The 22,020-nt window shown below is 68.3% G+C and carries 21 protein-coding genes; 16 read left to right on the top strand and 5 right to left on the bottom strand.

The features are described from left to right. From E8M80_RS20545 to E8M80_RS20475, 15 genes are all read left to right on the top strand, one after another. The gene (locus E8M80_RS20545; protein ID WP_170979538.1) at positions 1 to 1,686 is read left to right on the top strand and encodes an efflux RND transporter periplasmic adaptor subunit; all 1,686 of its coding nucleotides are present in this window, start codon (positions 1 to 3) and stop codon (positions 1,684 to 1,686) included. Positions 1,687 to 1,698: 12 nt separating this feature from the next. After that, complete coding sequence (locus E8M80_RS20540; RefSeq protein ID WP_137127594.1) at positions 1,699 to 4,812, top strand: efflux RND transporter permease subunit; 3,114 nt, start codon at positions 1,699 to 1,701, stop codon at positions 4,810 to 4,812. 21 nt (positions 4,813 to 4,833) lie between these two features. Then, positions 4,834 to 5,220, top strand: coding sequence for a hypothetical protein (locus tag E8M80_RS20535; protein WP_137127593.1), 387 nt, complete (start codon positions 4,834 to 4,836; stop codon positions 5,218 to 5,220). 10 nt (positions 5,221 to 5,230) lie between these two features. Beyond that, positions 5,231 to 5,965 carry a response regulator gene (locus E8M80_RS20530; protein ID WP_137127592.1) on the top strand — a complete coding sequence of 245 codons (735 nt, stop codon included), beginning with the start codon at positions 5,231 to 5,233 and terminating at the stop codon, positions 5,963 to 5,965. A 62-nt stretch (positions 5,966 to 6,027) separates the two neighbouring features. Beyond that, entirely contained in the window at positions 6,028 to 7,332 is a 1,305-nt protein-coding gene (locus E8M80_RS20525; protein WP_240790148.1) for an ATP-binding protein, read from the top strand. A 173-nt stretch (positions 7,333 to 7,505) separates the two neighbouring features. Continuing rightward, entirely contained in the window at positions 7,506 to 7,946 is a 441-nt protein-coding gene (locus tag E8M80_RS20520; RefSeq protein WP_240790147.1) for a DUF305 domain-containing protein, read from the top strand. Between the two features lie 15 nt (positions 7,947 to 7,961). Continuing rightward, positions 7,962 to 8,588 carry an RNA polymerase sigma factor gene (locus E8M80_RS20515; RefSeq protein ID WP_137127591.1) on the top strand — a complete coding sequence of 209 codons (627 nt, stop codon included), beginning with the start codon at positions 7,962 to 7,964 and terminating at the stop codon, positions 8,586 to 8,588. Positions 8,589 to 8,669: 81 nt separating this feature from the next. After that, positions 8,670 to 9,119 (top strand): hypothetical protein, encoded by a 450-nt coding sequence (locus E8M80_RS20510; RefSeq protein WP_137127590.1) that lies wholly within the window; start codon positions 8,670 to 8,672, stop codon positions 9,117 to 9,119. A gap of 5 nt (positions 9,120 to 9,124) precedes the next feature. Then, positions 9,125 to 9,373, top strand: a complete 249-nt coding sequence (locus E8M80_RS20505) for a DUF2933 domain-containing protein (RefSeq protein WP_240790146.1) — start codon at positions 9,125 to 9,127, stop codon at positions 9,371 to 9,373. Then, positions 9,370 to 10,029: an isoprenylcysteine carboxylmethyltransferase family protein gene (locus E8M80_RS20500; protein ID WP_137127589.1), complete on the top strand. Its 660-nt coding sequence runs from the start codon at positions 9,370 to 9,372 to the stop codon at positions 10,027 to 10,029. Before E8M80_RS20505 ends, E8M80_RS20500 begins: the two co-directional genes overlap by 4 nt. A 38-nt stretch (positions 10,030 to 10,067) precedes the next feature. Then, positions 10,068 to 12,170 (top strand): heavy metal translocating P-type ATPase, encoded by a 2,103-nt coding sequence (locus tag E8M80_RS20495; protein ID WP_206035698.1) that lies wholly within the window; start codon positions 10,068 to 10,070, stop codon positions 12,168 to 12,170. 18 nt (positions 12,171 to 12,188) lie between these two features. Further along, the gene (locus E8M80_RS20490) at positions 12,189 to 12,668 is read left to right on the top strand and encodes a hypothetical protein (RefSeq protein ID WP_137127588.1); all 480 of its coding nucleotides are present in this window, start codon (positions 12,189 to 12,191) and stop codon (positions 12,666 to 12,668) included. Positions 12,669 to 12,774: 106 nt separating this feature from the next. Further along, positions 12,775 to 13,623 carry a Spy/CpxP family protein refolding chaperone gene (locus E8M80_RS20485; RefSeq protein WP_137127587.1) on the top strand — a complete coding sequence of 283 codons (849 nt, stop codon included), beginning with the start codon at positions 12,775 to 12,777 and terminating at the stop codon, positions 13,621 to 13,623. A 57-nt stretch (positions 13,624 to 13,680) separates the two neighbouring features. Beyond that, complete coding sequence (locus E8M80_RS20480; RefSeq protein WP_240790145.1) at positions 13,681 to 15,456, top strand: DUF3141 domain-containing protein; 1,776 nt, start codon at positions 13,681 to 13,683, stop codon at positions 15,454 to 15,456. Positions 15,457 to 15,549: 93 nt separating this feature from the next. After that, complete coding sequence (locus tag E8M80_RS20475) at positions 15,550 to 16,986, top strand: multicopper oxidase family protein (RefSeq protein WP_137127585.1); 1,437 nt, start codon at positions 15,550 to 15,552, stop codon at positions 16,984 to 16,986. Positions 16,987 to 17,296: 310 nt separating this feature from the next. On the opposite strand, the gene E8M80_RS20470 is transcribed toward E8M80_RS20475, so the two are convergent. The 3 genes from E8M80_RS20470 to mntR all read right to left on the bottom strand — a co-directional run bounded on the left by E8M80_RS20470 (position 17,297) and on the right by mntR (position 18,791). Then, positions 17,297 to 17,716 carry a hypothetical protein gene (locus E8M80_RS20470; RefSeq protein ID WP_137127584.1) on the bottom strand — a complete coding sequence of 140 codons (420 nt, stop codon included), beginning with the start codon at positions 17,714 to 17,716 and terminating at the stop codon, positions 17,297 to 17,299. Between the two features lie 179 nt (positions 17,717 to 17,895). Continuing rightward, complete coding sequence (locus E8M80_RS20465; RefSeq protein WP_137127583.1) at positions 17,896 to 18,339, bottom strand: helix-turn-helix domain-containing protein; 444 nt, start codon at positions 18,337 to 18,339, stop codon at positions 17,896 to 17,898. Beyond that, positions 18,336 to 18,791 (bottom strand): manganese-binding transcriptional regulator MntR, encoded by a 456-nt coding sequence (gene mntR / locus E8M80_RS20460; RefSeq protein WP_137127582.1) that lies wholly within the window; start codon positions 18,789 to 18,791, stop codon positions 18,336 to 18,338. Before mntR ends, E8M80_RS20465 begins: the two co-directional genes overlap by 4 nt. An 83-nt stretch (positions 18,792 to 18,874) precedes the next feature. Here mntR and E8M80_RS20455 point away from each other — a divergent pair, with 83 nt between their 5' ends. Next, positions 18,875 to 20,215: an Nramp family divalent metal transporter gene (locus tag E8M80_RS20455; protein WP_137127581.1), complete on the top strand. Its 1,341-nt coding sequence runs from the start codon at positions 18,875 to 18,877 to the stop codon at positions 20,213 to 20,215. Positions 20,216 to 20,223: 8 nt separating this feature from the next. Here the strand turns inward: E8M80_RS20455 and E8M80_RS20450 are convergent, their stop codons facing one another. After that, a complete protein-coding gene (locus E8M80_RS20450) occupies positions 20,224 to 20,661 on the bottom strand; it encodes a YqaA family protein (RefSeq protein ID WP_137127580.1) in 438 nt (145 codons plus the stop codon). Between the two features lie 16 nt (positions 20,662 to 20,677). After that, a complete protein-coding gene (locus E8M80_RS20445) occupies positions 20,678 to 22,003 on the bottom strand; it encodes an MFS transporter (RefSeq protein WP_137127579.1) in 1,326 nt (441 codons plus the stop codon). Between the last annotated feature and the right edge of the window lie 17 nt (positions 22,004 to 22,020).

The following is a 22,020-nucleotide window of genomic DNA, read 5'->3' as shown; positions in this document are numbered from 1 at the left end:
TTGTTCGCCGCTACGTTCCTGACGCTTCTCACTGCCGCGCCGGTAACCTTGGCTCACGAAGGCCATGGCGAGGAGCCACCGCCACCCGCCAACGCCGCTCCGCGTGCGATCGCGCATTCCGACATTTTCGATCTCGTCGGCGTCCTCGGTCCGGATGCGCGCCTCTGGCTCTACCTGGACCGCTACGCATCCGCCGAGCCGATCGACAACGCCGAGATCACCGCCACGCTCGACGGGCAATCCGTCCCGGTCACCCGCAGTGCGGAGGCGACCTACGTCGTCTCCCATCCCCTGCTCGGGCAGGCGGGCCCGCGCAACCTCATCTTCACCATCACCGCAGGGTCCGATGTGGATCTGCTGCCGTTCGAGATCGAGGTCCCGGCCGTTGCGGCCGCAGCCGCGGCGGCGCCGGGCTGGCGCGAAACAGCGATGCGCGCCGCGGTGGAGCCTGTGATTTGGGCTGCGGGCCTCGCGCTGCTTCTCCTGGGCGTTCTGGTTGGCAGGGTAGCAGCACCGCGCAACCTCCCGCCGTTGGTGGCGGCGGACACCGTCTCGCTCAAGCCGCGTGCGGAGCCGGCCCTGGAAACACCACACAAGGCCGCTGCCGGTGGCGTGCCGGTGCGGGCAGCAGCTGCCCCGATGGCTCTGATTCTGGCGCTCGTAGCGCTGCCGGTCCTGGCACAGCCGTTGGACCAGCCGCGCCGGCAGCCGGACGGCAGCGTCTTCGTCCCGAAGCCGACGCAGCGACTGCTCGGCGTGCGCGCCACCATCGTCGACCGCGCCGACGCGCCCGTCTCGTTGCAGTTGGTTGGCCAGGTGATCGCCGATCCGAATGCATCCGGGCGCGTTCAGGCGCCCCAGGCCGGTCGGGTGGAGTCGCCGGAGGGGGGATTTCCCGCCCTCGGCAGCCGCGTCGACCGCGGGCAAACCCTGGCCTATGTCGTTCCGGTGCTCGGCGCACAGGAGCGCAGCGGGGTGCAGGCGACCCTCGCCGAGCTCGACTCGCAGATCGGAATCGCCCAGCAGCGTACGCAGCGTCTTGCAGGCCTGGCGGGCAGCGTGTCGACACGCGAGATCGCCGAGGCACGCGCGGAGCTTGACGGGCTGCGCGCCCGCCGGGCCGCGGTGGCCGAGGGCCTGAACGGCAGGCTGGCCGTCCAGGCCACCGCGTCGGGCTTCATCAGCGTCGCGGCAGCCGTCGGCGGACAGATCGTCGATGCGCGCGAACTGCTCTTCGAGATCGTCGAGCCGACCCGCCTATGGGTTGAAGCCGTTGCCTATGATGGCGGGATGGTTGCCGACATCGCCGGCGCCAGGGCCACGACCTCGGCGGGACTTACCCTGGACCTCGCGTTCATTGGACGCGGCCTTGCATTGCGCCAACAGGCGGTTCCCCTGCAGTTTCGTATCGTGAACGCTTCGCCCGGACTGTCGGTGGGAACGCCAGTTACCGTGACGGTGCAGACGAACCGCCGTGCGGCCGGGATCGTGCTTCCCGGTGAAGCCGTGATCCGGAGCGCGGAGGGCCCGCCCATCGTCTTCGAGATGACGACGGCCGAGCGCTTCGTGCCGCGCCCGGTGCGCGTGCAGCCGCTCGACGGACGCAACGTGCTCGTCATCGCAGGTCTCGACGCGGGAAAGCGTGTCGTCACTGAAGCGGCCAGCCTTATCGCGCAGATCCGCTGAGGGCCGCCTCGGATGTTCAACTTCCTTGTCTCGACGAGCCTGCGCAACCGGCTCTTCGTCCTCGCAGCAGCGGCCATCCTCGTTGTCTATGGTTCGCTCACGCTCCGCCAATTGCCCGTGGACGTCTTCCCGGATCTCAACAAGCCGGTGGTCACCCTGCTGACCGAGGCCGAGGGGCTGGCACCGGAAGAGGTCGAGCTGCTGATCTCCTTCCCGATTGAGACTGCCCTCAACGGCATGCCTGGCGTGACCCGCGTGCGGTCGGTGTCCGGGGTCGGCCTGTCGATCGTCTTCGTCGAATTCGACTGGGGCACCGATATCTGGATCAACCGCCAGCAGGTCGGCGAGCGCCTCTCGCTTGTGCGCTCGCAGCTGCCGCCGAACGTCGTGCCGCAGATGGCACCGGTCTCCTCGATTATGGGCGAGATCATGCTGGTGGCGATGTCCACCGATGGACGGGCGAGCCCGATGCAGCTGCGCGAGCTGGCCGACTGGGTCGTGCGGCCACGCCTGTTGACCATCCCGGGCGTCAGCCAGGTGATCCCGATCGGCGGTGAGGTGAAGCAGTATCGCGTGACCCCGGACGTGGCCCGCATGCATGCGCTCGACATCACGCATGAGCAGATCGTCACCGCCTTGCGGCAGTTCGGAGCCAATAGCGGCGGCGGCTACGTCGATCAGGCCGGCCGCGAATACCTCATCCGCAACATCGGGCGCACGACGCGGATCGAGGATCTGGCCAATGCGCCCATCGCGCTGCGGAATGGCCAGCCCATCCTTCTTCGCCAGGTCGCCGGCGTGGACTTCGCGGCACGCTTGCGGCGCGGCGAGGCCGGTAGCATGGGCCGGCCGGCGGTGATCCTGTCGATCCAGAAGCAGCCCAATGCCGACACGGTCGTCGTTACCCGCGCGGTCGAAGAAGCGTTGCGCGAACTGCAGCGCGTGATGCCGGCGGGCGTCACGGCCGACAATGTTCAATTCCGCCAAGCTGACTTCATCCAGGCGTCGATCGGCAATGTCCAGACCGTGCTTCTGGAGGCGGTGGCGGTGGTCGCGGTCGTGCTGTTCCTGTTCCTGTTGAACGTGCGAACCACGGTCATCTCGCTCACGGCGATCCCGCTCTCGGTACTGATTACGGTGGTCGTCTTCCATCTCCTGGGCCTGTCGATCAACACCATGACGCTGGGCGGCTTGGCGATCGCGATCGGCGAGCTGGTAGACGATGCCGTGGTGGACGTCGAGAACGTGTTTCGGCGCCTGCGAGAGAACCGGGAAAAGGGCAACCCGTTGCCGGTCTTCACCGTCGTCGCCAAGGCAAGCCAGGAGGTGCGTTCCGGCATCGTCTACGCGACGATGATCGTGATCCTCGTCTTCGTGCCGCTCTTTGCGCTCTCCGGCATTGAGGGCCGGCTGTTCGCGCCTCTGGGCGTCGCCTACATCGTCTCGATCATGGCGTCGTTGATCGTGTCCATCACGGTCACGCCGGTGCTTTGCTACTACCTGCTGCCGCGGATGAAGCGGATGGACCACGGCGACGGCTGGATGGTGCGCAAGCTGAAGGCCGGCAACGAGCGCGCGCTGCTGTGGGCGTTCCGGCGCGAGCGGCTGATGTATGTCATGGCGGGCGGCGCGATCGCGGTTGCGGTGGCAACGTTGCCATTCCTGCCGCGCGCCTTCCTGCCGCCCTTCAACGAAGGCACGCTCACCATCAGCCTGCAGTTCCAGCCAGGCATCAGCCTGGCCGAGGCCAACCGCCTGGGCACGGCCGCGGAACGGCTGATCATGCAGGTGCCTGAGGTGCGGTCGGTTGGCCGAAGAACCGGCCGCGCCGAACTCGATGAACATGCCGAAGGCGTCCATTCCTCGGAGATCGACGTCACGCTGCACCCTTCCGGCCGTGGCAAGCAGGAGATTGCCGCGGATATCCGCGCGCGCCTCGGAATCATTCCCGGAAGTCTGAATATCGGCCAGCCAATCGGACACCGGCTCGACCACATGCTCTCGGGCGTTCGGGCGGAGATCGCGCTGAAGATCTACGGCGACGACCTCGACACCCTGCGCACCATCGCCGAGCAGATGCAGCAGCGATTGGCCGGAGTGGCAGGATTGCGCGACCTGCAGATCGAACGGCAGGTGCGCGTCCCGCAGCTGCAAGTGACGGTCAATCACGAACGCGCGGCGCTTCACGGCGTCTCGGCCGCGACGATCGGCCAGGCGGTGCAGGACATGTCCGGCGGCCAGGTCGTCAGCGAGGTTGTTGACGGTGCCCGCCGCTTCGACCTTGTCATGCGGCTTGCCGACCAGGACCGCACCGGCAGCGGGCTGTCGTCGATCATGATCGAGACACCGGGTGGGCGTGTTCCCCTCTCGCTGCTGGCCGAGGTACGCGATACCGACGGTCCGAACCAGATCCTGCGGGAGAACGGGCGGCGGCGCATCGTGGTGCTGGCGAATACCGATGGGAGCGACACGGCGGCGATCGTGCAGCGCATCCGCACGGAGATGGCCAATGCGCCGCTCCCGCCGGGCTACTTCTTCGCGCTCGAAGGTACGTTTCAGGCGCAGGAGGAAGCAACCCGCCTGATTGCCATGCTCTCACTTGTTTCGCTGACGCTGATCTTCATGGTGCTCTACAGCCGATATCGCTCAGCAGTCCTGGCGCTGATCATCATGGGTAATGTGCCGCTGGCGCTGGTGGGCGCCATTGCGGCGCTTTGGATCGCGGGCCAGCCGCTATCGGTCGCCTCCATGATCGGATTCATCACGCTGGCCGGTATCGCCGCACGCAATGGGATCCTGAAGGTCAGTCATTATCTGAACCTGGCCCTGCTCGAGGGCGAGCCTTGGGGCCTCGGGCTTGTGGTGCGCGGTAGCTTGGAGCGTCTCACGCCAGTTCTCATGACCGCACTGTCAGCGGGCTTTGCGCTCGTCCCGCTCATGATCGGCGCCAGCGAACCCGGCAAGGAGATCCTCCACCCCGTCGCCGTCACGATCTTTGGCGGACTGGTAACCGCGACGTTGCTTGACACCTTCCTCACGCCCCTCCTGTTCCATCGCTTCGGCAGGCCGGCGCTCGCGAGCCTGATGGATCGCCAGCAGGAGATGAAAGTTGCCGAGGCCTACTGATTCGATGAAAGGACAACACCCATGAACCGACGCACCCTCCTTGCCGCTGCAACGATGCTGCCCGTCCTCGCGCCGGGTGCGCGCGCAAGCATCACCCGCGGCCCGAATGGCGGCCAGCGGATCGACCTCGCCGGTGGACACGCCGAGCTTGTCGCCGACGGGAATGAACTCAGACTCTATCTGACCGACAACTCGTATCGTCCTCGCTCTGCCGAGGGCGCGAGCGGCCAGGCGGTCGTGCTGGCCGGCGGCCGCCAGACAACGGTTCCCCTCACGCCCGCCGGCGCAGATATGCTGCGAGGGCAAGGGGATTTTACCGCGGCTGCCGGAATGCGCGTGGTCGTCACCCTAACCATGCCGGGACAGCGCCCCGCGCAGGGGCGATTCACGCCGAGGGATCAGGCTTGAGGATGACCGAATGGCGCCGGACCTGCTGAAGCCGGAGGCGCATGTGCTCGTCGTCGAGGATGACGGCGAGATGCGCAATCTGATCGCGAAGTTCCTGCGTCAGAACGGCTACCGCGCGACCGGCGCGCGCGACGGCCGCGAGATGTGGGAAACCCTCGCGAATGCCGCGGTGGACCTCATCCTTCTTGATGTGATGCTGCCGGGGCAGTCAGGCCTCGACCTGACGCGCGCACTGCGCGCGAAGTCCCAAGTCCCGATCATCATGGTGACAGCGCGCGGCGACGAGGCCGACCGCGTGCTTGGCCTCGAGCTTGGTGCCGATGACTACATCCCGAAGCCGTTCTCGCGGCCTGAGCTTCTCGCGCGGATCCGTGCCGTACTGCGGCGGGCGCAGGGAAATGACCAACGTGCCTCGGGACTGGTTGCGGACCGCCTGCTCTTCGCCGGATGGGCGCTCGACACGCGGCGACGCGAACTCACGGCGCCCGATGGCGTCGCTGTCGATCTCTCGGGCGGCGAATACGATCTTCTGCTGGCGTTCTGCGAACACGCCCAGCGCGTCCTCAGCCGCGATCAGCTGCTCGACCTCGCCCGCAACCGGGTCTCGGACGCGCTTGATCGCACGGTGGACGTGATGGTGAGCAGGCTCCGCCGGAAGATGGAGCCGACGGAGGAAAGCCCGACCATCATCAAGACGATCCGCGGAGCCGGCTACATGTTCGTCCCTGCGGTCGCCCGCGGGTGAGCGGGACGCCTCCTGGCCGATTCCGGCTCCGTCTCATCCCCGATACCCTTGGCGGGCGCATCGTGCTCGTTTTGCTGATCGGGTTGCTGACATTCCACGTGGGCAGCCTTTGGTTGCACCAGGTCGGCACCGACGCGTTGCTCGGTTCCACGCGTGAGCGCCAGACCGCGGAGCGCCTCGCCGCGGCCAAGCGCGCCGTGGCCGAGCTGCCTGTCGCCGATCGCGACAGGACAGCGCATGCGCTCTCGTCCGCCAGCCTCGACATGCACTGGACGCCTGCGCCAACCGTCCGCTTGGTCGATGAGACAAGCCCACGGATCGAAGCGCTACGGACCCGGCTCGTCGAACTGGTTCCGGAACTTCGGAGCACCGGTTTACGGCTGGGCTATGCGGAGGACGGCACATCGCCGATGCCCGGTGGCGAGCAATTCCGTCACGTGATCATCGGCGCGGTCGAGCTGCCTGACGGGTCCTGGCTCAATTTCTCGGCCGGCCTGTTTCGCCCCCCCACCGTCGAGCATGCGAGCCTGTTGTCCACCAGCGCCATGGCGGCCGGCATCCTGCTCCTGGGATTGCTCGTCGTGCGCCTCATTGGGCGGCCGCTGCGGCAGTTGTCGGATGCCGCCGATCGGGTCGGCATGCCCGGCGTGACGATCGCCATGCCCGAGACCGGCCCCTATGAGGTGCGTCATGCGGCGCTCGCCTTCAACCGCATGCAATCCCGCATCAACAAGCTGATCGCGGATCGTACGCAGGCGCTTGCGGCGGTCAGCCACGATCTGCGCACACCAATCGCACGGATGAGGCTGCGCGCAGGCTTCCTCGACGATCCTGAAGCGCAACGCCAGATCGATGCCGATCTCGACGAAATGGACGCGATGATCGGCGCGACGCTCGCCTACCTTCGTGGAGAGGACGAGCTCGAACCTAGGCGTCCCACGGACATCGTGGCCCTGCTCGAAACACTGTGCGACGCCGCAGCCGACACCGGCGCAGAAGCGCATTACGATGGACCCGGGCAGGCTCGCCTGACTTGCCGTCCGGTGGCCATCAAGCGCGCTTTCGCGAACCTCATCGAGAACGCGGTGAAATACGGAAAGGTGGCGCGGGTTCAACTCGATGATCTCGCTGAGCGCATCCTGGTGCGCATCGACGACGATGGCCCCGGAATTCCCGAAGCCGACATGGAGGTCGTCTTCGAACCCTTCCGGCGGCTCGATCCTTCGCGCAACCGCGGTACCGGCGGAACCGGTCTTGGCCTCACGATCGCGCGGCAGGTGATCTCGCAACATGGCGGCACGATCCGGCTCCTGAACCGGCCGGCGGGTGGGTTGACCACTCTCGTGGAGTTGCCGCGCACGCGCTGATGGCGTGCCCTAAGCAGACTGCGTCCGGTGCGATTCCGTGGCCACGTCGGGCATTTCGTCCCTGCCAGCCTCGCCTGACATATTTTGTCACACTGTGTTGATGCGCGGGACATGCGCTGGTCCGAACTTCACCTCGTCACCGATCAGGTGCCGAGACCATGAAGGAGTTCGAGATGCGTCGTTCCATTCTTGCGGCGGCGGCCGCCGCCGCTCTTGTCGGCGGTGGCGCGGGCTATGTCCTCGCCCAGGGCATGCCGCCAGGCCATCGCATGCCCGGCGGCCAGATGATGCCCGGCATGCAGCACGGCCAGATGCCGATGCAGCAGGGCATGCAGCCCGCCGGCCCCGGCGCCTCCGCACCGTCGTCGCAAGCCTTCGCCGCGGCGATGGACAAGATGCATCGCGACATGGCGATCCAGTACAGCGGCAATGCCGATCGCGACTTCGTCACCGGCATGATCCCGCATCACCAGGGCGCGATCGACATGGCACGGATTGTCCTCCAGCACGGCCAGGACCCGGAAATCCGGCAACTGGCGCAGGAGATCGTCACCGCGCAGGAACGCGAAATCGCCCAGATGCGCGCCATGCTGGCGCGGCTGCCGGCCCGCTGATCGGCGGACGCAGCCATGCAGATCCTCGAAGATCGGCCCGCTGATCCAGCCCCCAAGCGTCGGGGAGAAACGGCGGTCCGCGACATTCTCGTTGCCGACTTCGAGGTGATCCGCCGGTGGCTATTGCGGCGTTGCGAAGGCGATGCGCAGGCTGCCGGCGAGATCTTGGCCGCATTCTGCCTGCGCGCACTCACGCGCGCACCAGAGTTGCGTGACGTGTCGGCGGTGCGCGGTTGGCTTGCGATTGTGCTGCGCACCACCGTCGCGGATCACTGGCGATCGGCGCGATCCGAACGCCGCAGGTTCCGCTCCGACGATCCCCACTCTCTGGAGCATCGAGAAGAGTATACGCTGCCACACCCAATGTCGTCTCGCCATAGCGAGTCCTGTGACTGCCTCCCCGATGTCGTCGCCAAGTTGCGGGAGGGAGAGCGTGATTTGCTTCAAGCAATCGATCTCCGGGGAAGTGATCGCGCAACGCACGCCGAGCGTCTCGGCCTGACGCGAAACGCGCTCGACGTGCGGCTGCACCGAGCGCGGGGAGCGTTGCGGACCGCGCTTCTCGTGCATTGCGACGTCTGTTCCGAGGGCGGACGTTTCGACCCATCGGCCTGCCCATCGTCTGCCGCGCGCGGCGTGTAAGGAAACGTCCCCGGCACCGTCTGTTCCGATGTGGCCCTGCAACGTCGCAGCCGGCCACGCCACGGAGAGGGAGTGCATGCGATGCACCGCGAAGCAGAGGCAAAAGGACAGCCGGCTGATACCCGACGTCTCGATCCGCTCATGCTCACCATGGACCTCGCTACTCAAGTCCAGGGAATAGGCGGCGCATTTTTCGCCGCGCAGGCAGGCGCCGCCCAGGATGCAATGCATCGTTTGGTCGCGCATGGCCGCCGGCTCGCGGAGGCGCGAGACCCTGTCTCGGCCCTGGCTATTCACATGGATTGCTGCGTTTCCCTGCTCGAAGTCGTGACCGCGCGGTTCGGGGCCGCGTTGGAGGATCTGCCGCATCCACGTGCGGCCATCATCACCGGCGCGCCCGAACTCGGAGCATCAACGGTGCAGAACAGCGTCGAGCATCCTGCGGACAGCCACGCGCCGCGCCGTCCCTCACATGCTGCCGATGCAGCCGGCGCTTCCGGCGATCCGACGCCCGGCGCACACCAGGAGTGACAAGCATGTCCCAGCAGTCGCACGAAATGGCCGTGGCAGCGACAACCGCGAGCTTCTGGCGCAGCCGTACCGGCGTCGTCTTCATCATCTTCGCGGTCGCGGTCGCCGCCTACCTGCTCTTCAGCCATACCGCGCACGTCTTCCAGTGGCTGCCCTTCGGGCTGATCCTCCTGTGCCCGCTCATGCACATCTTCATGCACGGCGGTCACGGCGGTCACGGCCGACACGGCGGGGATGCGGAGAAGCGGTCATGAGCCCGACCGCCGAGTACGGCTTCTGGCTCCTGGCCGCGGCCAATGCCGCACTCTTCATAGGCTTCGCCTACAGCTTCGCCCGCCCGCTCGATGGGCGGGACTGGCGCAGCTTCGGCGCTTTCTCGGCCTTCATCGTGGCGCTCTTTGCCGAGATGTACGGCTTCCCCTTGACTATCTATCTCCTCGCCGGTTGGCTTCAGACGCGTTGGCCCGGAGTGAACTGGCTCAGCCACGACAGCGGCCATCTGCTGGAGATGGTTGCAGGCCCGGGCATCAACCCGCATTTCGGCCTATTCCACCTGCTCAGCACGATCCTCATTCTCCTGGGCTTCTGGCTGATCGCGGCGGCCTGGCCGGTGCTCTACCGGGCCGTGCGGCGCGGCACGCTTGCGACTACGGGCCCATATGCGCGGATCCGGCATCCGCAGTACGCGGGGTTCATCCTGATCATGACCGGCTTCCTTCTGCAGTGGCCGACCCTTGTCACGCTGGCGATGTATCCTGTGCTGCTCGTCATGTACCTCCGCCTCGCCGCACGCGAGGACGCCGCCGCGGCCGCGCAGTTCGGCGCCGAGCACGCCGCCTGGGCGAGGCGCGTTCCCTCATGGATTCCAAGGCTGAGCAGCCCGTCTCCCGGGCCGGCGATCTCGCCGTGACCCTCGCGCCACGGAAACGAATGCAGGGCAAGTCCGACATGACCGACCACGCCGCGCATCACCACCGCCAACATGCCCCGCCCGCGAGCGGCGGCGCACCGCACACCAGCCATGGCGAGGCAGGTCACGACCACGGCGCGATGGTCGCCGATTTCCGCCGCCGCTTCTGGATCTGTCTCCCGCTGACCATCGCCGTCGTGGTGCTCTCGCGGCACATCCAGATGCTGGTGGGCCTGCCCGGCGTCCTGGCCTTCCCCGGCAGCGCGTTCGTCGAGGCCGCGCTCGCGACCGTGATCTTCTTCTACGGCGGCTGGCCGTTCCTCGCTGGCCTGTCAGGGGAATTGCGGCGCGGCAAGCCCGGGATGATGACGCTGGTCAGCCTCGCCATCGTCTCCGCCTACGTCTATTCGCTTGCCGTGCTCGCCGGGCTGCCGGGCGACGTGTTCTTCTGGGAAACCGCGACCCTTATCCTGGTCATGCTGCTCGGCCATTGGCTCGAGGCGAAGTCGGTGCTCGGCGCTTCCGGCGCCCTTCAGGCCCTTGTGCGCCTGATGCCGTCAACGGCGACCCGGCTCGGCGAGGGCAGCGCGCAGGAGGAGGTGCCGATCGCCGCGCTGCGGCCCGGCGACCTCGTGCTCGTGCGCCCGGGCGCGAAGGTGCCGACGGATGGCATCGTCACCGAGGGCCGCTCGTCCATGGACGAGAGTATGCTCACCGGCGAATCCCGCCCGGTGGACAAGGCCGTCGGCGCCCGCGTCGTCGGCGGCGCGGTCAATGGGGAAGGCGCGCTGACCGTGCGGATCGAGCGCACCGGTGGCGAGACCTATCTCGCGCAGGTGATCCGCCTCGTGGAACAGGCCCAGGCCACGCGGTCGCGCACGCAGGATCTCGCCAATCGCGCCGCCGCCGTGCTCACCTGGGTCGCGATCGGGGTCGGTGGCGGGACATTCGGCGTCTGGCTGCTCCTGGACGCGCCGCTGGCCTTCGCGCTGGAGCGGATGGTGACCGTCATGGTCATTTCCTGCCCCCATGCGCTCGGCCTCGCCGTGCCCCTGGTGGTGGCTGTCAGCACCGAGCTCACCGCCCGCAACGGCCTGCTGATCCGCGATCGCGCAGCCTTCGAACGGGCGCGCGCGCTCCAGGTCGTCGTCTTCGACAAGACCGGGACGCTGACCGAAGGTCGCTTCGGCGTCGCTGCCGTGGTCCCGCTCGGCGTCGGCTTCGACGAGGCCGCGGTGCTGCGTCTGGCCGCCGGTCTCGAATCCTCCTCCGAGCATCCGATCGCCAAGGGAATCCTGCGCGGCGCGGAGGCGCGTGGCATCGTGCCGCCGGCGGCGACCGAATTCCGCAACCTGCCCGGCGAAGGCGCGCGCGCGACGATCGAGGGGGTCGCGGTCGAGGTGGTCAGCCCCGGCACGCTTCGCCGCCGCGGCGTCGAGATAACGGATGCCCGCGTTGCCGAGGAGCAGGCAGCCGGCCGGACGGTCGTGTTCGTCACGGCTGACGGCGCGCTGGCCGGCGCGGTCGCGCTGGCGGATGTCGTGCGGCCCGAGAGCCGGGAAGCCGTCCGCCAGCTCCGCGCGCTCGGGCTGCGCTGCATGATGCTGACGGGCGATGCACGGCCGGTCGCCGAACAGGTCGGCCGCGAACTCGGCCTCGACGAGGTGCGCGCCGAGGTGCTGCCGCACCAGAAATCCGAGGTGGTGCAGTCCATACAGGCGCGCGGCCTGACCGTCGCGATGGTGGGGGACGGCGTGAACGACGCGCCGGCACTCGCCCAATCCGACCTCGGCATCGCGATCGGCGCGGGGACGGACGTCGCGGCCGAGGCCGCCGACATCGTGCTGGTGCGCAACGACCCGCGCGATGTCGTCGCGATCCTCGCGCTCGCGCGTGCGACCTATGCGCGCATGGCCCAGAACCTGGCCTGGGCGACCGGCTACAACGTCGTGGCGATCCCGCTGGCCGCCGGCGTCGGTGTGCCGTGGGGGATTCTGCTCACGCCGGCGGTCGGCGCGGCGCTGATGTCGCTCTCGACCGTCGTCGTCGCGGTCAACGCGCGGCTGCTGGGCCGCCAGGGCGAACGCCGGCTCGCGGCGCTGCGCGCCGACGTCGCGCGCAGCGACCCGGCCGCACCATGAACGAAGGCGCACCACGCAATGCCGACCAGCCACGCGACGCGCGATTCCGCGACCTGGCTGCCCATGATGCGCGGCACGATGATCCGGCTCGTGCCGGCGATGCTCGCATGGGAGATCGTGCAACTGCCGCTCTATACGCTCTGGCGCGACGGTACGGCGTGGGAGTTGGCCTTCGCCGTTCTGCACTGCACCGCCGGCGACGCGCTGATCGCGCTCGCCGCATTGTCCTGGGCGCTGGTGATCGTCGCTGCGCCGCAATGGCCGGGGCAGGGCTTCGGACGGGTGCTCGCCGCCACTGTCGTGATCGGTCTCGTCTATACGACCTACAGCGAATGGCTGAACGTCGAGATCCGCGGCAGTTGGGCCTATGCCGCCGCAATGCCCCGCCTGCCCATTCTCGGCACCGGGGTCGCCCCGCTGCTGCAATGGGCATTGTTGCCGCCGCTGGCACTGGCAGGCGCGCGCCGTGCGCTGCGCGATCAGGCCGGCAAGCCGTGACCTGCACCTGCATCGCGGCGCCGCCGCGCGCCGCGATCGGACCTGGATCGGGTCCGCAAATCCCGCGCCGGAATTCCTGCGCGGCCCTACGGAGAGGAAATGTGCCATGACCAGCCACGCACCAGGCGCCGCCGTCGCGATGACGGCATTGCTGCTCAGCCTGCCGGCCGCGGCACAACAGGCTCCAGCACCCGATCCGCACCATCCGGCAGGCAGCGCGCCGCCGGCCACCACAACAGCACCAGCCCAGGCGACGCCAGCGCCGGCACCTGCGACGCCCGGGGGCATGGGGATGATGAGCGGCCCCGGCGGCATGGGCATGATGGGCATGATGGGCGGCGAGGGCCGTCCGTCCGGCATGCCGGCGATGCGTCATCATGGCGCGTACGGCTCGCCGACGAACGTCATCATCAACATCGGCCCGGGGATTCGTCTCGAAGTCGAGGATGCCGACCGGTCGCCCGGACCACCCCGGCCCGGCATGATGCAGGGCATGATGCCCGGCGGCATGCAGGGCGCTTCGCCCATGGGCGGCATGGCGGGGCGTTCCGGCATGGCTGGCAGCTCGCCCATGGCGGGTCCGCTGCATGAGATGCTGGCCGAACGCGTCGAGGGCGGCCTGGCCTTCCTGCGCGCGGAGCTGCGCATCCGTCCCGACCAGGAAGCGGCCTGGACCGCCTTCGCGGGGCGAATCCGCGAAGCCGCGGCGCGCTACCGCGGCGCGGTCGAACGGATGCCGGCCCCGGCCGCCGGGCTCGAGGCGCGTCTTGCCATGGCGGAATCCCGCCTTGCCGCCGAACTCGAGCGCGCGCGGGCCTGCCGCGAGGCGGCCGCCGCGCTCCTGCCGGCGCTCGACGACGCCCAGCGGCGGACCGTGGACGCGTTGGCGTGGCTCGTCATTCCTGGCAGCGGCGCCGGCATGATCGCCGGCGCCTCGAGTGGCACCGGCCGGTGAGGGACCGCCGGCGGGGACACCCACCCCGCCGGCCCTCGCCACATGGAAGGCAGGACGATGGCAGACCTTGGCAGCGCCACACCGACCGATCCCGCAACGCCTGCGGTCCTGCCCGACATGTCTGATGCTGCCGGATACATGATCGACGCGTGGCAGCGCGCAATTCTCTTCTGGGACGTGCAGCGCGAACGCGCCAACGACATCCTGAGCCAGTACAGCGCAGGCGCGCCGGATATCCTCGCGTTCCGGCACGAGACGCTGCTCGATGCGCGACGTTTTCCGCGCCCGGCGAACTACGCGCTCCTGCGCATCACGGCATATGGAGAGGACGAGGCTGACCATTGTCTCGACCCGGCGAAGCCGCCCCTGATTGTCATCGACCCTCGCGCCGGGCACGGACCGGGGATCGGTGGAACCCGACGCGAGTCCGAACTCGGCATCGCGCTGCACGAAGGATACCCCGTCTACTTCGTGACGTTCTTTCCCGCACCGTGCCCCGGGCAGACGCTGATCGACGTGCTGCACGCGCTGCGGCGCTTCGTGGATGCCGTCGCCGCGCGGCACGAGGGCAGGCCACCGATTCTCTACGGGAACTGCCAGGGTGGATGGGCAGCTATCCTGTTGGCGTTGCACTGCGAGGGATCGCTCGGCCCCGTCGTGCTGAACGGATCGCCGCTGTCGTACTGGTCGGGGGAGCCGGGTGTGAACCCGATGCGGCTGGCGGGGGGCTTGTCCGGCGGCGTCTGGCCGGTGCGGCTGCTCGCCGATCTCGGCGATGGCCAGTTCGATGGCGCTTGGCTCGTGCAGAACTTCGAGGGCCTGAAGCCCGAGAACGCCTTGTGGGAGAAGTACCTTCCGCTGTTCCTCGACCCGGAAGGAGAGCGTGCCCGTTTCCTCGCCTTCGAGCGCTGGTGGAACACATTCTACGCCCTGAGCCGCGATGAGATCACCACCATCGTCCGACAACTTTTCGTCGGCAACGAGCTCGAACGCGGCGTGCTCGACCTCGGCGACGGCACGCGGATCGATCTGCGGGAGCTGCGCAGCCCGCTGGTGATTTTCGCATCGCAGGGCGACAACATCACGCCGCCGCACCAGGCCCTCGGCTGGATCGCGCGGGTGTACCGCGATACCGACGCGCTGAAGCAGGCGGGACAGCGCATCGTGTATCTGCTCAACCCGAAGGTGGGTCACCTCGGGATCTTCGTCTCGGCTTCGGTCGCCCGCTTCGAGCATCGCGCCATCCTGGAGGCGCTCGACGATGTCTCCCTGCTAGCGCCCGGCCTCTACGAGATGTCGATCGACAACCCGACCGGCGATCCGGAGTGCCGGAAACCGCAGTACAGCGTCAGGTTTGTCGAACGCCGGGTCGAGGACCTTCGCTTCGAGCCGCCGTCCGCCGCCTTCGAGCGCGTCGGGGAGGTCTCGAAGTGGAACGATGCACTCTATGGCGCCCTTGTCTCACCATGGATCCGGGCCGCGGCGAACCCCGCGGCAGCCACGATGGCGCGCTGGATGCATCCGATGCGCGTCAGCCGTTATCTGCTTTCGGAACGGTTCGCACCTTGGATGGGCGGCGTCGCGCTCATGGCCGATGCGGTGCGCGCTGCAAGGGCCCCGGGCGGGAACGACAAGTTCCCAACCCTGCGACTTGCCGAACGTGACGCGCTCGCCACGGTCACACAGGCCCTGCGCGCGACGAGGGAGATGCGCGACACATGGCATGAGTTCCTTTTTCGGGCGCTCTACGGCGGGTTCCAGCGGAATGCACCGGGCGGCTCCGGCCCGACCATCCAGGAGCGGGATGTGTCGGGAATACCAGCCGCCGGATGAGTGATCAGGCGGAAACACTTTGTAGCGCTCCGTTCAATTCCGGGTCGTCTTGCGGTGGGCAGACTTCCCCGGTTGCTGATTGGAGCGAAAAGCATGAGCCTCTCACGCCGTGTCCTGATGGCAGGCGGCGCAGCACTACCGCTGTCGATCTCGAGTGCGGCCCATCGGCCCGCACAGGCATCCACCCAACTTGCGGTGATCCGTGCCACGTCACGCACGCTCGACATCGACGGTCGTGCGGCGACGGTCCTGGGCCTTCTGCGCCCGGATGGCGGTCACGGACTGGTGCAACAACCCGGCGAGCGGTTCCGCGTGCGCCTGGAAAACCGGCTGCCGGAGCGGACCATCATCCACTGGCATGGCCAGACCCCGCCCTTCGCGCAGGACGGTGTGCCCGATACGCCGCTGCCGTTGATCGCAGCCGGCGCGGACCGTGCCTTCGACTTCGTGCCCAATGCCGGCACCCACTGGATGCATGCCCATGTGCCCGACCAGGAGATGCGCCTTCTCGCGGCGCCGCACATCGTACGCAGCGCGGAGGATGCCCGGGCGGATCGGCAGGAGGTCGTGATGATGCTGCACGACTATTCGTTCACGCCGCTCGGCGAGATCCTCGCCCGGCTCGGGGCGGGCGGTGGCGCGCCGCATGCCGCGGCGGGCAATCCGCATGGCGGGATGTCGCCTTACGCAGCGCCGCACGGCGGCATGCCGATGGGCGCGGCGGACATCAATGACATCGACTTCGACGCCTACCTCGCCAACGACCGGACGCTGGGCGATCCGGAGGTGGTCCGGGTCGAGCGCGGCGGCCGCGTTCTGCTGCGCGTCATCAACGGCGCGGCGGCGACGGTGTTCTGGATCGATACGGGGCGCCTCGAGGCGTCTGTGGTCGCGGTCGACGGGCATCCGGTCGATCCACTTCGCACAACTCGCTTCGCGCTTGCGATGGGCCAGCGCGCCGATCTCCTTCTCGAGCTGCCAGGTGAAGGCGGCACCTTTCCGATCCTCGCGCTGCGGGAAGGCGCGCGTGAGCGGACCGGAATCATCCTGGCCACGCCCAATGCTCCGGTCGCGCGCATCGCCCCGGAGGCGGAGAGCGCCGCGCATGGCTTCGACGGACGGCAGGAGCTACGGCTGCATTCGACGAGCCCGGTGCCCGCGCGGCGCGCTGATCGGAATCTGGCGGTCACGCTCAACGGCGGAATGACGCCCTATGTCTGGTCCATCGATGATCGCCCCTGGGGTCGGCACAGGGTGCTCGAAGCCCGCCGTGGCGAACGCGTTGAGCTGACGATGACGAACGTATCGATGATGGCGCATCCGATGCATATCCACGGGACGGTGTTTCAGGTCGTGGGATGGGGATCGCAGCGTTTCGTCGGCGCGAGGCGCGACACCGTCCAGGTGCCGCCGATGGAGCGGGTTACGCTGGCCTTCGAGTTCGCAACGCCTGGTCGCTGGATGTTCCATTGCCACCACATGCCGCATCTCGCGACGGGCATGATGACGGAATTCGTCGTGGCGGGCTGATACCCACGGCACGAGCGCTTGACTCGTGCCGAGCGCCCGAACGGGCGCCGCCGGGAGACCGGCGACGCCAAGGAAGCCGAAGGTTTCCGCCTGGCGTCTGAGGGTCGGCAAAGGCGGATACCAACCGGTCGAAGAATTCGACCGTTGGTATGAGTGGCTCCTGCGTCGCCAAGAGCGCGGTCAGGAACGCAAAAGTACTCTTCAGCGGCATGCTGAAGAGTGTTGCTTCGCGGCGATGACCAGGGGCTTCGATCCGTTGTCGGCAAGGCTGCCACAAAGCCCGGGCCATCGCGGCCCGGGCTTGTCTGCTTTATCGCAGCGACGGCGGCAGCGAGCGCAGGTTCCACAGGCCTGCGTTGTGGCCGCCGCCGACATTCGGCATCGCATGCGGCATGTTCGAGGCCTGCTGGTCGTCGTACTCGACGCTGAGGTTCTCGCCGCTGCCCACGATGCGCGCGACCGGGCGGGACACGACCATGCGCGGCGGCGCGGACGTGTCGTACTCGATCTCGACATTCTCGCCGTTCGTGATGACGCGGCGGACCGGCAGGGACGACAGCGGCGACGCGCGATCGGAATAAATCATGAAGCCGGTGCGGCCGAGCATCATGGGCTCGAGCGACACCACGGGCTGGCCATCCGCCTTGGCCGCGGTGGCGATCGTGCCGAGGATTACCAGCGCGGTCGCGGCGGAGAGAACGACGCGCGGATTGCGGATCTGGGTGGGCATGGATGCATTCTCCTTTTCGACCGTTGCTTGGCCGACGAGGCGAACATGCCGATCGGAGTTTTCCGGCTAACGACAGTCCCGTGACAAAGGATTCCCGCGCTGTAGCACTGTTGCAGCTTCGAAGGGCGCGCGCGCCTGGGTGACGGCAATGCGCGGCGCTCAGGTGCCTTCGGGCGTGATCATCCGCGCTCCCGATGGATCGGATCAGCGCAGTGCCCATGCGCGAAATCGGCGAGTGTCTCGATGATCCTGCAGTCGCCGACCACGCCGCCCTCGCAGCTGGTCGCCATCCGCTGCAATTCGGCGCGCAGTGCCGCGAGGCGCCGCAGCCGCGCATCGATCTCGCTGATCTGCGCCGTGGCAAGCGTGTGCGCAGCCCCGCAATCGGCTTCTGGATGATCGGCCAGGTCGAGCAGCGCGCGGATTGCCTCGCTCTCAAATCCCAGTTCGCGCGCATGGCGGATGAAGCCGAGGCGTCGGAGATGTGCCACACCATAGACCCGATGCCCACCTTCGGTGCGCGCGGGAGGGGGCATCCAGCCTTCCTGCTCATACCACCGGATTGTCGTCGGCTTGACGCCTGTCGCGCGCGCGAGGTCGCCGATCGAGTAGGAGTCGGTCATGCGCGATCCGTCTCCGCCTTCGCGACAAACCTTGCAAAGGCCGCGAGCGCCTTTTCGCTCGCGTGGTGCTCCAACCCCTCTGCGTCCTGCTCGGCGGTTTCCGCGTCAAGCCCGACGGCGATCAGGAAGCGGACCACGAGGTCGTGACGCGCCTTGGCAACCTCGGCCATCGCCCGGCCGGCGTCGGTGAGGAACAGGCCCCGATAGGGCTTCGTCTCGACCAGCCCGTCGCGCTGCAGGCGTCCGACCGTGGCCGTCACCGTCGCCTGCGATACACCCATCCGCCGGGCGAGCTCGACCGCCCGCGCTTCGCCTTCCTCGCGCAGCAGGTCGGCGATGAGTTCGACGTAGTCCTCGGCGGTCGCCGTGCGGTCGGCCTCACGCTGGCGCGCGAACCGCACGGCGTGGTCATCGGCCGGTGGAAGGGATCGCCTGGCAGGGCTGCGTGTCATGACTCGGATATGGCGATGGAAGCGGACCCACTTGATAGTCGTGTTGGCATAACTTAGCCTAGGCTGAACTTCGGAGCTTCGACATGACACCGCCTCCCGATGACGCCGCCGCCGCGACCACCATATCCGGCCCGCCCAGCCTGCCGGAAGTTCACCGCAGCGTCGCCGTGCCTAACGCCGGCGGCTTCCTGCGCAAGCTGTTCGCCTTCATGGGCCCGGGCTACCTCGTCGCTGTCGGCTACATGGATCCGGGCAACTGGGCGACATCGCTCGCCGGCGGCTCGGCCTTCGGATACACGCTGCTCGCGGTCGCACTCACCTCCTCGCTGATGGCGATCCTGCTCCAGGCGCTGTGCGTGCGGATCGGCGTCTCCACCGGACGCGACCTGGCCCAGTTGTGCCGGGAGCGTTTCCCCAAGGTCGTCGCCTATCCACTGTGGCTGTTCGCCGAGATCGCCATCTGCGCCACCGACCTGGCCGAGCTGATCGGCACCGCCATCGCGCTCGAGCTGCTGTTCGGCATTCCGCTGCTGTATGGCGTGTTCCTGACCGCGCTCGACGCCTTCCTGATCCTGTGGCTGCAGAACAAGGGCGTGCGCTGGCTGGAGGCGCTGATCTTCGGCTTCATCGTACTGATCGTGGGCTGCTTCGGCATCCAGATCGTGCTGTCGGACCCGGATTGGGCGGCAGTGCTGAACGGCTACATCCCCGCCGTCTCGATCGTGACGAACCAGACGCAGCTCTACATCGCCATGGGCATCCTCGGCGCCACCGTGATGCCGCACAACCTGTACCTGCATACCGCCGTGGTGCAGTCGCGGTCGTGGAACCTAGACGAAGCGGGCAAACGCGAAGCGATCAAGTTCGCCACCATCGACAGCTCGCTGGCGCTGACGCTCGCGCTGCTGATCAATTCCGCCATCCTGATCACCGCGGCCGCCACGTTCCACGCCAGCGGCAATACCGAGGTGGCCGAGATCGGCGAAGCCTACCAGCTGCTGACGCCGCTGCTGGGCGCGGGCATCGCCGCGACGGCGTTCGGCGTGGCGCTGCTGCTGTGCGGGCTGAACGCCACAGTCACCGCGACATTGGCGGGCCAGGTGGTGATGGAGGGCTTCCTGCGGTTCCGGCTGCCGCCGGTGCTGCGGCGGCTGGTCACGCGGCTGATCGCCATCATCCCGGCGGTGATCGTGACCTGGATGTATGGCGCGTCGGGTACCGCGCAATTGCTGATCCTGAGCCAGGTGATCCTGTCGATCCAACTGCCCTTCGCGGTGATCCCGCTGATGCTGTTCGCGCAGGACCGCAAGCGGATGGGGGTCTTCACCGCACCCGCCTGGCAGTTGGCCCTGGGCTGGGCGACCGCGGCGGTGATCGTCGGGCTGAACATGAAGCTGCTGTTCGACGCCGCCTTCGGGGACTGACGGAGGCGCTAGGCCAGGCCGAGCGCGACCGCCGCGACAACCAGGTAGCGCCCGACCTTGGCCAGCGCGACGAGCGCCAGGAACGGCAGGAAGGGTTCCTTCAGCACGCCGGCGGCGACCGTCAGCGGATCGCCGATGACCGGCGCCCAGCTGAGCAGCAGCGACCACCGTCCCCAGCGCCGGTACCATCCCTCGGCACGGGCCAGCGCCTGCACCGATACGGGAAACCAGCGCCGGTCCCGGAAGCGGGCCACGCCGCGCCCGAGGCCCCAGTTCAGCGCCGAGCCGGCGATGTTGCCGAGGCTCGCCACCGCCAGCAGCAGGACCACGGGCTGCTGCCCGGCGACAAGCAGGCTGGCCAGCGCGATCTCGGACTGCGCCGGGATCAGTGTCGCGGCGGCGAAGGCGATGGCGAACAGGCCCGCATAGGCGGCAAGGTCGGGCACGGCGATGATGGGCGCTTCAGCCGCCGCGCATCGCGTGCAGTGTATCGGCGACCGGGGCATGGACGTGGCGAAAGCCGCCGTCCGGCAGGGGCTGCGCGCCGTTCAAATGCGGGTGGTCCGCCGGCAGGCCGTGGTGGTCGTGCGGCGCGGCGCGCTCGGCCTCCGCCGGCCACAGCCGGATGGCGAGCCATGTGCCGGTAGCCGCCAGCGCCGCCAATAGCAGGAAGGTCGGCGCCAGCCCCGCCGCTGCCCCCAGCCACCCCGCCAGCGGATAGGCGAGCAGCCAGCAGGCGTGGCTGAGCGCGAATTGCGCCGCGAACAGCGCGGGACGGTCGCCCGCGTCAGAAGACCGCCGTAGCAGTCGCCCCGAGGGCGTCAGCACCAGCCCATTGCCGAGGCCAAGCAGCGCCCAGAGCGCCAGCACGAGCCCCCAGTGTTGCAGCGTCAGCGGCCCCGCGAGCAGGCCTGCCACCAGGATCACGGCGCCCGCCAGCATCACCGGGCGGTCGCCGACGCGATCCAGCACACGCGGCAACGCGAGTGCGGCGACCATCGAGCCGAAGCCATAGGCCGCCAGCGTCCATGCCAATTGCCCTGCACCCAGCCCGAGCCCCGCCTGTATCAGTACCACCGTGTTGACGATGACCATCGCCCCGGCCGCGGCGACCGCCAGGTTCAGCGCCAGCAGCCCGCGCAGCCGCGGCGCGGCGAGATAGAGCCGTGCGCCGCGCGTCGTGCGCCCCCAGGCGCTCTCCTGCGTCGAAGGCGGCTTGGGCGAGGGGAGCAGCACCGAGACCACCAGCGCCGCCGAGGCGATGAAGCCGAGCGTCGTGCCCGCGAACAGCCAGTGGAAGCCGATGACGGAAAGCAGGGCCGCGGCCAGCATCGGGCTGGTCAGTGCCTCCACGTCGTAGGCGAGGCGAGAGAGCGACAGAGCGCGGGTGTATTGCGCCTCATCCGGCAGCACGTCAGGGATGGTGGCCTGGAAGGTCGGCGTGAAGGCGGCCGAGCAGGCCTGCAGCAGGCCGATCAGCAGATAGACCTGCCAGATCTCGGTGACGAAGGGCAGCGCCAGCGCGACGGCGGCGCGCAGCAGGTCGAGCGCCACCAGCAGCGCGCGCCGCGGCACCAGGTGCACGAAGGCGCCGGCGACTGGCGCGATGCCGACATAGGCCACCATCTTGATCGCCAGTGCCGTGCCCAGGACCGCGCCGGCATTGGCGCCGGCGAGGTCGAAGGCGAGCAGGCCGAGTGCCACGGTCATGAGGCCGGTGCCGATCAGCGACAGGATCTGCGCGCCGAACAGGTGGCGATAGGTGCGGTCGGCCAGCGGACTCAGCATTTCGCCGCTCCTGATAG

Source organism: Roseomonas sp. HF4 (assembly GCF_005222755.1).
Classification (GTDB): domain Bacteria; phylum Pseudomonadota; class Alphaproteobacteria; order Acetobacterales; family Acetobacteraceae; genus Neoroseomonas.
The sequence above is the reverse complement of the archived record's forward strand: the minus strand, read 5'-3'. Positions and strand labels throughout refer to the sequence as shown.

Excerpts from the sequence above, each read along its gene's own strand:
- E8M80_RS20465 (WP_137127583.1), bottom strand. The coding sequence starts at position 18,339 with ATGACCGACTCCTACTCGATCGGCGACCTCGCGCGCGCGACAGGCGTC.
- E8M80_RS20515 (WP_137127591.1), top strand. The coding sequence starts at position 7,962 with ATGCAGATCCTCGAAGATCGGCCCGCTGATCCAGCCCCCAAGCGTCGG.
- E8M80_RS20530 (WP_137127592.1), top strand. The coding sequence starts at position 5,231 with ATGGCGCCGGACCTGCTGAAGCCGGAGGCGCATGTGCTCGTCGTCGAG.
- mntR (WP_137127582.1), bottom strand. The coding sequence starts at position 18,791 with ATGACACGCAGCCCTGCCAGGCGATCCCTTCCACCGGCCGATGACCAC.
- E8M80_RS20455 (WP_137127581.1), top strand. The coding sequence starts at position 18,875 with ATGACACCGCCTCCCGATGACGCCGCCGCCGCGACCACCATATCCGGC.
- E8M80_RS20470 (WP_137127584.1), bottom strand. The coding sequence starts at position 17,716 with ATGCCCACCCAGATCCGCAATCCGCGCGTCGTTCTCTCCGCCGCGACC.
- E8M80_RS20510 (WP_137127590.1), top strand. The coding sequence starts at position 8,670 with ATGCACCGCGAAGCAGAGGCAAAAGGACAGCCGGCTGATACCCGACGT.
- E8M80_RS20475 (WP_137127585.1), top strand. The coding sequence starts at position 15,550 with ATGAGCCTCTCACGCCGTGTCCTGATGGCAGGCGGCGCAGCACTACCG.
- E8M80_RS20500 (WP_137127589.1), top strand. The coding sequence starts at position 9,370 with ATGAGCCCGACCGCCGAGTACGGCTTCTGGCTCCTGGCCGCGGCCAAT.
- E8M80_RS20540 (WP_137127594.1), top strand. The coding sequence starts at position 1,699 with ATGTTCAACTTCCTTGTCTCGACGAGCCTGCGCAACCGGCTCTTCGTC.
- E8M80_RS20505 (WP_240790146.1), top strand. The coding sequence starts at position 9,125 with ATGTCCCAGCAGTCGCACGAAATGGCCGTGGCAGCGACAACCGCGAGC.
- E8M80_RS20445 (WP_137127579.1), bottom strand. The coding sequence starts at position 22,003 with ATGCTGAGTCCGCTGGCCGACCGCACCTATCGCCACCTGTTCGGCGCG.
- E8M80_RS20495 (WP_206035698.1), top strand. The coding sequence starts at position 10,068 with ATGACCGACCACGCCGCGCATCACCACCGCCAACATGCCCCGCCCGCG.
- E8M80_RS20535 (WP_137127593.1), top strand. The coding sequence starts at position 4,834 with ATGAACCGACGCACCCTCCTTGCCGCTGCAACGATGCTGCCCGTCCTC.
- E8M80_RS20520 (WP_240790147.1), top strand. The coding sequence starts at position 7,506 with ATGCGTCGTTCCATTCTTGCGGCGGCGGCCGCCGCCGCTCTTGTCGGC.
- E8M80_RS20480 (WP_240790145.1), top strand. The coding sequence starts at position 13,681 with ATGGCAGACCTTGGCAGCGCCACACCGACCGATCCCGCAACGCCTGCG.
- E8M80_RS20485 (WP_137127587.1), top strand. The coding sequence starts at position 12,775 with ATGACCAGCCACGCACCAGGCGCCGCCGTCGCGATGACGGCATTGCTG.
- E8M80_RS20490 (WP_137127588.1), top strand. The coding sequence starts at position 12,189 with ATGCCGACCAGCCACGCGACGCGCGATTCCGCGACCTGGCTGCCCATG.